The following is a 12,744-nucleotide window of genomic DNA, read 5'->3' on the forward strand; positions in this document are numbered from 1 at the left end:
GTAAGCCCTCAGGCAGGAATACCTTGTTGATGTATCGAAGAAAATCTTTGAGCCACCGTTTCGACATCGGTGGTAACACCTCCTGGAAATGATGATTTGATCGTTGTTGCTTCCAGGAGGTTTTTGTCATTAGTTATGTTTTTTCCTGCCTGTTTGGTTTAAAAAATGCGAATTAATAAAATTTTGCTTTTATACTGCGTTGCTTGCACCGCAAGAACTTAGGCGATCACCTGCGGAGTTTCTGTTTACCTGGTTCTGCAAAGGTAGACTTGGGTGAATTAGGGAAATGCAACGGGTGGATAAGTGGAACGAGAGCCTGAATGCGCAAGGGGGACAATTTCCCCTATGCACGCGTGCACCGGGAACTGTCCCCCTTGCACGCAAGCTTAACATCGCCATAACTGATAGACATAGATAGCTAAAAAGCCTGTTACCAGGACAAAAACTGGCACAGGCAATTTTAAAATTAAAAGCTTCTCTCACTGCTGAACACCCACTGCATTGTAGAGATAAGAGGCCAAGTGGGCGGTTCCACTTGAGATGTGTAAACTTGAAGTGCAGGGCAGCGCGCGTCATAGAGATGACCGCTTAAAGTTCGGGCAAATTCTTGACCACCTCAGTGAGTTGGGCAGCCGCGTCATAGAGATGACCGCTTCAGTTTCAGCTTGATATGTGTGAACTTGAATTCGAGGTGCCGGCAATTTCTAAAATTCTGCAGGGACGGTTCCACTTGATATGTATGTACGATGTATCAGTAGACACTGTAATAGAAACGCCTATAATTCTAGCGTTCCCTCGCCCCCGATAGAGCCACCCTCTACCAATTCAGCCACTGGCACAAGAAGGTGATCCCCTGTTTCCAAATACCTCACCTCGGCGTCTTCTCCATCCAGGTTTTCAATCCAAACAGGAGCCCCATTGTATAACACCTCAACTACACCCAGTGATTCGACAATCTTTTGTGCTTTTTCCGGATCCAACTGCTACACCCCTTTTTGTATTTATAATTCCCGCCTTTTATAAAAGTAGTCAGTATCCTTCCTCAAGTCTTAAGCATGACTTCTCCTTCTCACCACAGGCCCATCTCCACATCATCAAACCCCGCAAAACACAAAAAGGGAACACAAGGTGGTTCCTGGATACTTCAAACTTCTGGCTTCCGGTTTCTAACTTCTGCTTTTATTTGGGTGACTGTCACCTGGGAAGGCAACCTGTATATAAAGATTCGGCCTTTTGGTGACAGTCACCTGAAAAGTCACCTAAAAAATGCGTGCCTAGGAATCCTTGGCTTTCTTGCCCACCATCTCTTCCAGCACCTTGCCCAGTTCATCGATGGCTTTGCCGTATCCTGCCCAGTCACCGGTCTTGAGGGCTTTATTTGCCTCTAGATAAAGCTGATTTGCCTTTTCCGCAAGGCTGTCTTTATCTTGCGGAACGGGAGCAACATCATCGGGTTGAGGGCTGGGGGTATCTGCATCCACTCCGAACAGTTTGTTGAGGGCGCTCCAGAGGTCTCTTTCCATGACAACCCGGCCATCATAGAAGGCGATCACCCGGGTCAGCTCCGGCATGGCGCTCTCCTTGGCCTGCAGGAAGAGGGGCTCCACATAGAGGAGTTTTCCGGCCAGGGGGACTGTGATCAAATTTCCGCGAATCACCTGGGAACCGTGCTGGTTCCAGAGGGTGAGTTGGCTGGAGATTTCGCCATCCTGATCAACGCTGGCCTCCACCTGCATTGGTCCGTAGGCGTGGATATCTTTGGGAAAGACATCGACAACCATTTCCCCATATTGGTCGCCGTCACAGCGCGCCGCAAACCAGGCCACAGCATTTTCACGGTTTACCGGTGTGAAGGGAAGGATCAAGACAAACTCCTCTTTTTCCCCACCGGAAAGCTTCATCATGGTATAATACGGCTCGATTTCCTGGCTGTCATCTGAGAATTTTTCATGGGGAATCGACCATTCGTCCTCACGGTTATAGAAAACCCGTGCATCCTGGACATGGTATTCGGCAAAAACCTCTGCCTGAAGTTTAAACAGGTCTACAGGATAGCGCAGGTGCTCCCTGAGGGATTCCGGCATCTCAGATAGGGGGCGATAAAGGCCCGGGTAAATCTTACTGTAGACCCCGACCACCGGGTCGGTGGGATCACTCACATAAAAGGCATATTCACCATTATAGGCATCCACAACCACCTTCACCGAATTGCGAGTATAGTTGATGCCCTCCCTCATATCCGAGTAGGGATAATGGCTGGCTACTGTATAGGCATCGAGGATCCAAAAGATGCGGCCGTCTGCCACAACCGGATAGGGGTCACTGTCAAAGCGGAGGTACGGAGCCAGGCGGCTGGCATCCTGTACAGTGCGCTGATAGAGAATGCGGCTTTCAGAGGTGATATCGGAACTGAGCAAGAGCCGCATATCTTTGAAATGCAGGGCATAGAGAATGCGGCGGAAGGGTGTCAGCTGCACACCGCCCTTCCCCTGATAGCTGCAGTAAATATTCTTCTCACCTGATGGGTAATCGAACTCCCCAATTTTGGTATTCACAACAACAATGCTGTCGGTCAGTTCGCCATAGTAAATTTCCGGCCTCTCAACCTTGATCTCGGAAAATTCCGCTTGAGGGGGGATGTTTTCCAACAGGTAAAGGGGACGGCCCTCAGCTGTCACTTCGTTCACCGGGCTGACCACTGCGCCATAGCCATGGGTATACTGCAGGCGGCGGTTCACCCAGGTGCGGGCACGCTCAGACAGCTTGTCCTGATTCAATTCTCTCGCAGAGATCATCACCTGGCGGTAGTCATCACCAAAGCGGTAGCGGTCAACATTGACATCGTGAAAACTGTAATAACGGCGCAACTGCTGCATCTGGTTGTACACCTGCTGGATGGGACGGAAATCCCAGAGGCGTATATTTGACAGAGTAACCCGATTTTTTTCTACAATATCTTGCCCCGCTTCTTCTGCATCATCTGTGATCACACTTACAGATTTGACTCCATCCAGTCCGTAAGCGTAGCGGGTGGCTGCGATGTTGTGCTCGATGTATTTCTTTTCGCGGCTGAACTCATTGGGCTCCACACGGAATTTCTGAATAACAAAAGGGTAAAGGCCTCCTACAAGGATGGATGCGATCAGCAGCATACCGACACCTGTAGCCACCGGAAGCACCTTCCCGCGCAGGAGGCTGATAAAGACCAGGATGGCCGCCAATAGCGCGACCACAATCAGGATCTTTAAGGCCGGGATACGGGCATGGACATCTGTAAAGCCCGCACCGAAGAAAGAGCCCTGCGCGGTGGTCAGCAGACCGAACATGGAAAGGTAGTATTGCCAGGCCTTCAATACCAGCAGCCCGGCGATAAGAGAGGCCAGGTGCAGTTTGACCGGGGAAAAGATACGCCAGCCACCTTTTAGAAATTCACTGGAAGCAAGAAAAAAGTAAAGCAGCCCGCAGATAAACAGCATGAGGATCACTGCAGAAGTCAGTGAAGACTGCAGCAATTCGTAAAAAGGAAGCTTAAAGAGATAAAAGGAAGCATCTTTGCCCATGATAGGGTCAGGGCGTCCAAAGGGAAGTGCATAGAAAAACTTCTGGAAAACCTCCCAGCGGGTACTGATGCTTACAGCGAAAAGCAGTGCAAACAGGGCACTCACTCCACCGGCCAGAAGCTTGCCTATCTTAGATGAAAAAATGCGGCGCAAGGGGGCTATAAAGACTTCATAAACCCGGGTGTTGATATCAATAACCTGAAAGGCCGGCAAAGAGCGGCGGAGATACCAAAAATTTGCCTGGAAAAATGCGAAAAAAACAAGAAAGACAACAGCCCCCACCACAAAGCGCGTCAAAAACAGTGTCCAAAACACCCTTTGATAGCTAAGGGAAGAAAACCACATAAAATTAGACCAGATCCCCAGTACACTTCCCAGAACAAATAGAGCAAATATTAAAATGAGCAATTGCAGTAGCCGTTTCCTCTGCATGAAATCCTCCTCTTCCAACAGAATTTACCTTGCAAAACTCCATCTTTTCGAATACTATATAGAAACAATCCATTCGGGGAACTGACATTTGCACAGCTACTTCCCCAACTCGAACTATATTTATAGATAGCTTTTGAAATATCCTTCTATTATTTTTCTCCATTTTAAATTGTAAGCAAAATATACCTGACGGAGATGCACCGGGGACGGTTCCCGGCGCATTTCTGACGCAAAGTCACACCACTATTCGTTTCTGGACTATGCAAATAACCGGTTGCAGATTAGCAACCCTGGGAAAGGAGTGGTGTTGGATACGTGATACATGGTAACAGTCACCATTCCCCTGTGAGACGCGAGAACCGTCCCCGCGTCTCCCCGCGTCTCATGATATAATTATTGATATAAAGATTTCTATAAGGGGTGTTTGGGTATGAACAACGATGTCGATATCTTCGGGACATTGCTTGAAAAGCCTGAAACAGAGGTCCGCAACTGTGAGAACTGCAACAACGGGATTAAAACCAAGGACGGACTCAAGTGCTGTTTCAACAGAAAAGAAGAGTGTATCGGGGATGGGGAATACAAACACTGGACACCGCTTGCTGTGATCGTGATCGGGGACGAGAATTATGATTGACGTACTCCCACGACTGTTTCCGCCTTTCATCCCACCATTAAAAGGGTGGGTTTTCCCGGCGGATGATTGTAAATAAAAACCCACCCCTCATTAATGCAGTTGGGGTGGGAGAGTTGGGGTGGTGCAGTTGGGGTGGGAGAGTGACTACTGTGCATACTGTCCTTGACGCAGATGACCCCTATTCTCTAAAACCGTCATAGCATAAACCATATGGTTTGGCCATAACTTGTTGACCCTGACCTTCTTTGCCGAGGAATTTGCCGTTTTCAGCTACCAGATTTCCTCTAAAGAATACTTTTTCTGCTCTTCCTATTTGTTCAAAGCCTTCAAAAGCGTTGTAATCAGTGTCATGTAAACTGGTTTCATTGCTGAAAACACCTTTGTAATCAGGATCAAAAATAACTATATCTGCATCTGACCCGACATCAATTTCCCCTTTTTGCGGGTATATACCACAAATTTTTGCCGGTTTTGTGCAGCAAACGTCAACAAACTTGGTACGGGAAATCTTGCCTTTTTCAACTCCATAGGTCCAAATCATATGCAGGCGATCTTGAACTCCTGGAGCACCGGGCGGTATTTTGCTAAAATCATTGATGCCCCTGTGTTTGGCAATCGCAAAACCGCCGATAACGGCACAATGGTCAGAGCTTACTGCCAGAATCCAGCCATTCCGAATTGCTTCCCACAGATAATCAACATCTTCCTGTGGTCTTAAAGGTGGGTTACATACATATTTTGCCCCTTCAAAATTCGGTTTTTCTAAATTCTTGTCATTTAAACTCAGATAATGGGTACAGGTTTCTCCAAAGGCCTGAACCCCTTCAGCACGGGCTTCCCTTAAGACTTCTGCGGCTGCTCTGTTGGTCACATGGACTACAAAAAGCGGCGCATTGGCCATCTTTGCCATATAAACAGCCCTGGAGGTGGCTTCTGCTTCACACAGAATGGGTCTTGATAAAGAGAAATTTTCCGTGCCGGTTTTTCCTGCTGCTAAAAGCTGTTTAACTTTAACATCAATGATATCCGCATTTTCAGCATGAACCATAATCGTCACACCGCATTTTTTTGCAATCTGTAAAGCTTTAAAGATGGAGTCATCGGTGGCATAGTAATCCATACCCTTGTAAGCCATAAAGAGCTTGACCGAGGCCACCCCGACTTCAGGCATAAAGGGTATATCGTTAAAGGATTGGTCCGTGGGATCCATGATGATTCCGTGCAGGACATAGTCCACCATGGCTTTTCCTTCTACAGCCTCTTTTTTATATTTTATAATGGAGTCTTTAAGCCCTATACCTTTGGGTTGGACAACGAAGTCCCCAACTGTTGTGGTACCGCCCACTGCAGCAGCATCAGAAGTTTCATAACCGAGGGAACTGAAGGAATTATAGTGAAGGTGCTCATCAACACCGCCTGGGAAAACATATTTACCGGAGGCATCTACCACCTGGTCGGCGCGGCCTTCTAAACCGGTGCCAATCGCTGCAATTTTTTCGCCTTCGATCAGCACATCTGCTTTGTATTCATTTACCGAAGTCACTATAGTACCATTTTTAATTAAGATGCTCATTTTTCTCCTCCTAATTCATTGGCTTGTTTATCAAACCCGGTTCCGTAGCGACTACCTTTTCACCTTCAATGAGTATATCAGCCTGGTATTTATTAACCGCTGATATGATGGTGCCGTTTTTTATCAATAGACTCATCTTACTTCTCCTTTATAACCTGAATTCCCGCGTTTTTATACCTATGTGCTTGAAACATCTATAAACACTGCATTTCTTGCTCCTCATCGGTATAATAATTTATACCTATGAGGAATAAAAAACTTTTGAAATCTCTTATATCATGCGGATTAAGAGACTCATAGGTATAATTTTCCGGGAATCCAGGTTATAAGAAGAAAAACGTAATCTAAAATGAATGGGTGATAATAACAGGGGACACAATTTTTATTTAATTAAAATGTGTCCCCTGTCAGTTCCCTACATCTCAGTGTAAGCCGATATTATACTATATCTCTCTTTTATATACGCTTTTGTCGATGCCTTCCAGATATTTTACTACGTTTTCCAAGGGCTCAACATCGCAGAACTTGGCATCCATGTCAAACAGGTTCCAGGCAATAACCCCAGGTACTCTGTCTCCAATGGTGCCTTCCGGAATAATTGTTTTAAATCCATATCCGGTTGAATCCATAACGGTGTGTCTAACACATGCACAGGAGGTGGCTCCCATTACGATAACTGTGTCAACTCCTAGGTGGTACAGGGTTTCAGCCAAATGGGTGCCGAAGAAATTGCTGGCATATTTCTTATGAATAACGGGCTCTTCCGGCTGGGGTTTCAGTTTGGGGTCGATTTGCATCCATTCAGAGTTAATATCTAATGTGCGCATGGGAATTTTCTCGTCCCATTTGCAGAGGTCGAGCTGTCTTTTTCCAGTGTAGCCGGTGGTTGTGTGGAAAATGGGAACTCCGGACTTTCTGGCCGCTTCCAGGACTTTAAGGGCATTGGCACAAACTTCTTCATTATTCTCACATGTAAAGGGGTGCCCATCGGACATCCAGGCCCTGGCCATATCCACTGTAGTTACTGCAGGGGCTTTACCGTAACCCATTCTTCTCTGGAAGCCTCTTTCTTTGTAGACCTTCCTGGCTTCCTCAAAAGCCCTATTTAACATTTCTTCATCAAAAGTATACTGTCCACCAGAGTCTGTATAGTTGTTCCAGTTTTCTTTTTTCTCCCATTTCTCTGCCATTAATGTCCACCCTTTCGTTTTTTGAGTTTTTACTTTGGAGAAACCCTGATTGCCACATCCGGTATAGTTTGGTTTCACCAACCCTTATTGAATTAACGGCCGTTAATTAACTCGCAACGATAGTAATTGCAACAACCGTGCCAATCATAAATAACAGGATTATGCCGGTTAAAGGGTGGAATCCTTAGGATTTAGTGTTGCTTGTAGGCAACAGTTATTTGCTGATCCGTGTTTTATCCTTGTATAGTGCTATTTTGGCAAATTTGCAACGGTTTTTAGTCCTGTTGCTTATTTGCAACGGTCTTATGAAAAAAAAGAGATGATATGTTCAAGACAAAAATTTTTTGGGATTGAATTGAAGTGTTAACACCCAGGTCAGTGGCAGGCGCATGGATGAATGGTTTTTTAGGGTATAAGCATTAAACCCCAAATTCTTTGATTATAGTGACCTAATCTAACCTTTATGCAAACTCACAACAATAAAATATTGCGTTCTTGTAACTGCAACTTGCCGGACTTACCTGAAAGCTTTGCCTCAATTTCAGCTTACTTCAAGCTTATTTTTGCCCGCAGAGCCCTCACTTTTAAGGCTCTTTCCCTGTTGATCGATATTATGTTTTTTTAATTTCCTAGATAATGTTGACGGATTAATACCCAGAGCTGCTGCTGCCTTCCTGATAGATGGGTGAATTTTGAGTGCAGAGAGAAGTATATCTTTTTCGAACCGTTCCAATAGATAATTCAGTTTTCCTGTTTGTTCTGCCTCCGGTAAATTATGCTCAGATAAGACATGATCAGCTACAAGCTTGGCGGGAAGGTCTTCCATGCCAATCTCATCACCTGTGTTTATGATAAATAAATACTCGATCAGGTTTTCCAGCTCTCTAACATTACCCGGCCAGGAGTAATCAGCCATAATCTCCATGGCCTCAAGAGAAATAAATAAATTCTTTTTATAACGTTTGTTTAGCTTCTCGAGAAAGTAGCGGATCAACTCGGGTATATCTTCACTTCTCTCTCTGAGAGGAGGAATAGTGATGGGCACAACATTTAATCTAAAGAAAAGGTCCTCTCGAAAGTTACCCTTTTTGACCTCAAGAGCCAGATTTTTATTTGTTGCAGCCAACACCCGGACATTGAGCTTTGTCGCCTTCTGAGCGCCCAACCGGAATACTTCTTTTTCTTGGAGCACCCTGAGCAGCTTGGATTGAACTGTTAAAGGGAGTTCTCCGATCTCATCGAGCAAAATCGTCCCTCCATTTGCCAGCTCAAACATTCCGGGTTTACCGTTTTGGCTCGCCCCTGTAAAAGAACCTTGTTCATAACCAAACAACTCCGATTCGAAAAGCTCTGCGGGAATTGCAGCACAGTTGACTCTAATATAAGGGCCTTTAGCTCTGGGGCTCTGCTGGTGAATGAATTTCGCCAGCAGCTCTTTGCCAACCCCGGACTCCCCCTGAATCAACACGGAACTGTCAAATTGCGCTGCCTTTGATGCCAGCTGGAGCATATCTTCTATTGCTTTGCTTTTATAAATAAAGTCCTCGTACTGCTGCAAATGTTGCCGGCGCAGCTGTTTTAATTCATTAGAGTATTTTTGAAGGAGTGTTTTAGTTGCCTCTAATTCGTTCCTTAAGTTGATTAGCCCTGAAATGTCCCTGGTATTGCAAATTACCCCGACAATCGTCTTTTCATCTTCATCATAGATTGGATTTGCGGTGGTCAAAGCCTTTTTACCGGTAACGTACTCATGGATAATAGAAGCAGGTTTTTTTTTGCTCTAATACAAGTAATGACACAGCAAAATTAAAAAAGTTTTTCTTCACGCAGTTTACGGAGATTCTTCCCTATCATCTGCTCCTTTGTTAAGCCTGTAACAGACTCATAGGCACTATTAACATATAAAACATTTCCTTGGTCATCAGAAATCAGAACACCATCTGAAGAAGCCTCCAGCACAGATAGGAGAAAGTTGGTATTCTCTAAAAAAGAAATACAGTTCAATTCATTCATCGCAATCTCCCCTCCATTTGTTTTATGACATATCCAAGCACCAACAGGGAATCTTGCAAAGTGTTTCTTGGTTGACGCCCATGCCGCCCAGGCAGCACCAACGTTTCAGACCTCCAACTTCAGGCTTCTGGCCTCCGCTTTTCAGGTAGGGGGTCTATCAAAACAAAGCAAGCCCTATATGTTTGTAAACAGCAACAATAAGGGCTCTTACTATATAGTGCTATCCGATATGAATCAGCACCTTTGTGGGAGCTAATTATAATATCTATCTCTAATATTAATTTGTTTTTTTCGTTTTTCGCAACATCCCTGCGAATTCTGTAACACTGACGCATCAAAAATAACCGCATACCTGCTCTGCAAAGGAACCGAGGTGGGCAATTTACGCGATAAAAATTCTGGCCCAATCGCGCAAACACCTTATGCAGCGCCATGTTTGTGACTCATGCGTCAGTCCGGCGAATTCCAGCAACCGGGCCGCAATCTTTGAACTAGTATCTAAGCCTTCTTTTTACAATTTCGCCATATTTCTGAATAATATTTGATCTCCTTAGAGGGCACATTTATATTGCCCTCTAAGGCAGTTTTAATATTGGGGTAACAGAGAACCGCCCCCTGTCACTCCTGTCACCTCTTGTAAGACTTATTCAAAGGGTGGCAGAGAAGGGTGACAAGAGAAGCGTTCCCCTGTCACCCTTTGAGAAGCTTATTCGAAATGTGTTATTTTTGTGATATCGGTAGCAAGGCCGTTCAGCGCTCTTTTAACCAATTCTTTTCTCAAGGCATGCTCATCTTCAGAATTGAGCCCGGGATTGCCCACCGGATGCGGGATAGCAACAGTGGGAACTATCCTGTTGGCTCCAACAGACTCGGAAATTGTGGTAATTGTAGCCATATGAACAATGGGGATACCGTATCTTTCGATTTCTTTGACCATCGTTGCACCGCAACGAGTACAGGTCCCTCATGTGGAAGTGAGGATAACCCCATCGACCCCCGCCTCTTTTAAGATCTTTCCAATTTCAGTTCCGAACTTTTGGGCATTGCTGACCGATGTTCCGGTTCCTGTTGTGGTGAAGAACCAGTCATAGACCTTCCCAATAAACCCTGCCTTTTCAAACTCCTTGAGGATATCAAGGGGGGCAATCCTGTTCGGGTTCTCATTGGCGTAAGCGGTATCATATCCTCCGTGTGTGGAATAGAAGTCAGAAGCATTTAAGCCATCCATGCCACTGACATCGTATTTGCCCCATTTTTGGGCACTGGCAGACTGGATTCCGTCCGGGTTACCCTGGGGAACGATGCCACCAGATGTACATAACGCAATGGTGGCTTTGCTCAAATCCTTGATGGCAGGCGCAGGATCAACCTGGTCAAAGACCGGCATCGGCATTTCTGTTTCAAATACTTCCCCTTTGAAGCGTGCGATCAGCATTTCAACTGCACGCTGGGACCCTCTTTTTTCCACAAACAGGGTCTTTCTCATCCCACGTGGGATATAACCTTCCTTTTCCGGGGCATCTAATTCAATACCCTTGACCAGTTTGACTGCAATTGCTGCCATGGCCGGCAGGGCCTTCCTCATACCTGCAGCAGAATCGGCCGTGCTGACAACGATGGCTTTATCCTTACAAACATCAACACCCGGATTTTCTACATACATACCTGTCACAACCGGGATCTTTAATTCTTCAACTACTGCTTTGGCCAGCTCGGCACAGGCCACACCATACCTACCGGCGTTGAACGCAGGGCCTGCAGCAACCAGATCAGGGGATACCTCTCTGATTGTATTAAGAAGAAATTCCAGTGATTTTTCCTTATTCTCATTAAAGTAATTATCACCGCAAATGATGGTACCAACAATTTCACCCTCACCCTGGAGAGCGCCTTCAAACCCTAGAGCTGGGCCTACCTTTTCCGGGCGGTACTCTGGAGGCATTCCTGCTTTATCCTCTCCACCGACCTGTCCGAAAAACTGGTTTACATAGTACAGTACTTTGAATTTGCCAGACATGTCATTTCCTCCCTTCGTACAGAACTAGTATAATCTGCAGGTTACATTGTGGTATCCGATTTCGGAAGTGGCACCGATCACCGCATTCAGTTCGCACATCAAGGTGCCGTCTTCTAAAAGAGCACCCTCCCAGCCGCCGGCCAGTACTGCGATGGACTCCGGATTGCCAATAATCTTATCGGCCGGAGGCAGGGTGACCACATGGCTCACATTGCCTCCTGAAACCACTGCCACTGCTTCAGCAGCTGTATCAGCCAGGGGCTGCGACATACCATCACGGCCTGCACATTCGTCGGTAATCAATGTGGTAATAATTCCAGCCTTTTCACACTTCTTACAGATCATCAACAGGTCTGAATCCGGGTTGCCGTATCCCTCTTCAGAAACCAATACACCATCTGCACCCAGCGTCTTTGCCAACTTAATTGTGTAATCAGATGCACGCAACTTGCCGGAGAGGGTGGTATGTTCAGGAACCATAATTACACCCATGAAATTAATCTCTTTACCATGCTGTGCATAAAGGTCAAGGATAGCAGTGTTATTCTGGTGCTGGTAGGTGGTGATCTTGTCACAGGCGGCCACACAGTTGCCACTGATCACAGCATTGTCCAGCTCTTCGTTGGGATGCATCAGTGTTGGAAGAATGGTTTGGGCATTAACTCCATAGATATATGTGTCATGTAAGAGCCCCTGAGTGATCATCATTTCGGCATATATCACTTTGGGAAGGTTGGGGTATTTTGCAGTTTCTTCAAAAATGCTTCCCATCTCATAGGTCAGGACCTCATCGGGTTCCATCTCTTTGCCGGCCTCACCGATGAATTCAGCTGCTCTCAGGCCTGCCAACCTTACGGTTTCCTCATGTGTATGGGTATCCAGGCCATCCACTACCTGAATGTCAACGGTCACATTAAGGGTTTTGGAAAAAGGTGTCCATTTGGCGCCTTCCCCCCACATATCGATAACTCCCTCCTGGAAGCCGACGATATCCCCAACTGTAACGACAGCAGCACCATATAAAGCATGGGTCCTACCTTCGCCACATTGGGAGGGCTTTGTGGTTACACCGGGAAATCCGGCACCTGTGCCTGAAACCTTTACTCTCGGCTCAATAACATCTTTGACAGGTATGATTCTTACCTTTTCTCCGGGTTTTGCGATATCAAGCCTGATATCCTTGATCCTTTCGTCTTCTTTTAAACTGGCTATCAAGCCTTCCTTATCGATCGTTAAAACGCCGCCTTGTACATAGGTCTTGTCACCAAACTGTACGTCTTTAATATTGATCCGTCCGATTTCCAGCTTCAAAAGAATTCACC

Annotated in this window: 11 protein-coding genes; 2 read left to right on the forward strand and 9 right to left on the reverse strand. The window is 45.9% G+C overall.

The window, feature by feature from the left end; all coding sequences use genetic code 11:
- Positions 1-540 precede the first annotated feature (540 nt).
- Positions 541-669 (forward strand): hypothetical protein, encoded by a 129-nt coding sequence (locus SSCH_RS21275; protein ID WP_269746224.1) that lies wholly within the window; start codon positions 541-543, stop codon positions 667-669.
- A gap of 107 nt (positions 670-776) precedes the next feature.
- On the opposite strand, the gene SSCH_RS15560 is transcribed toward SSCH_RS21275, so the two are convergent.
- Both SSCH_RS15560 and SSCH_RS15565 read right to left on the reverse strand, forming a co-directional pair.
- Complete coding sequence (locus SSCH_RS15560) at positions 777-980, reverse strand: H-type small acid-soluble spore protein (RefSeq protein ID WP_044666284.1); 204 nt, start codon at positions 978-980, stop codon at positions 777-779.
- A 294-nt stretch (positions 981-1,274) separates the two neighbouring features.
- Positions 1,275-3,992 (reverse strand): UPF0182 family membrane protein, encoded by a 2,718-nt coding sequence (locus SSCH_RS15565; RefSeq protein ID WP_044666285.1) that lies wholly within the window; start codon positions 3,990-3,992, stop codon positions 1,275-1,277.
- 430 nt (positions 3,993-4,422) lie between these two features.
- On the opposite strand from SSCH_RS15565, the gene SSCH_RS15570 reads away from it, so the two are divergent.
- Complete coding sequence (locus SSCH_RS15570; RefSeq protein WP_044666286.1) at positions 4,423-4,629, forward strand: hypothetical protein; 207 nt, start codon at positions 4,423-4,425, stop codon at positions 4,627-4,629.
- Between the two features lie 178 nt (positions 4,630-4,807).
- Here the strand turns inward: SSCH_RS15570 and hydA are convergent, their stop codons facing one another.
- From hydA to SSCH_RS15600, 7 genes are all read right to left on the reverse strand, one after another.
- Complete coding sequence (gene hydA, locus SSCH_RS15575; protein ID WP_044666287.1) at positions 4,808-6,202, reverse strand: dihydropyrimidinase; 1,395 nt, start codon at positions 6,200-6,202, stop codon at positions 4,808-4,810.
- 10 nt (positions 6,203-6,212) lie between these two features.
- On the reverse strand, positions 6,213-6,338 hold the full coding sequence (locus SSCH_RS21280; protein ID WP_269746225.1) for a hypothetical protein: 126 nt from the start codon (positions 6,336-6,338) through the stop codon (positions 6,213-6,215).
- A gap of 307 nt (positions 6,339-6,645) precedes the next feature.
- Positions 6,646-7,392 carry an isochorismatase family protein gene (locus SSCH_RS15580; RefSeq protein WP_044666288.1) on the reverse strand — a complete coding sequence of 249 codons (747 nt, stop codon included), beginning with the start codon at positions 7,390-7,392 and terminating at the stop codon, positions 6,646-6,648.
- A 541-nt stretch (positions 7,393-7,933) separates the two neighbouring features.
- Positions 7,934-9,118 (reverse strand): sigma-54 interaction domain-containing protein, encoded by a 1,185-nt coding sequence (locus SSCH_RS15585; RefSeq protein ID WP_052835749.1) that lies wholly within the window; start codon positions 9,116-9,118, stop codon positions 7,934-7,936.
- An 80-nt stretch (positions 9,119-9,198) separates the two neighbouring features.
- The gene (locus SSCH_RS17070; RefSeq protein ID WP_052835750.1) at positions 9,199-9,405 is read right to left on the reverse strand and encodes a PAS domain-containing protein; all 207 of its coding nucleotides are present in this window, start codon (positions 9,403-9,405) and stop codon (positions 9,199-9,201) included.
- 706 nt (positions 9,406-10,111) lie between these two features.
- Complete coding sequence (locus tag SSCH_RS15595) at positions 10,112-11,422, reverse strand: glycine/betaine/sarcosine/D-proline family reductase selenoprotein B (RefSeq protein WP_084711249.1); 1,311 nt, start codon at positions 11,420-11,422, stop codon at positions 10,112-10,114.
- 24 nt (positions 11,423-11,446) lie between these two features.
- Positions 11,447-12,733 (reverse strand): glycine/sarcosine/betaine reductase component B subunit, encoded by a 1,287-nt coding sequence (locus tag SSCH_RS15600; RefSeq protein WP_044666291.1) that lies wholly within the window; start codon positions 12,731-12,733, stop codon positions 11,447-11,449.
- Positions 12,734-12,744 lie beyond the last annotated feature (11 nt).

Origin of the sequence: Syntrophaceticus schinkii (assembly GCF_000946815.1) — a bacterium.
Taxonomy (GTDB): Bacteria; Bacillota; DSM-12270; order Thermacetogeniales; family Thermacetogeniaceae; genus Syntrophaceticus; species Syntrophaceticus schinkii.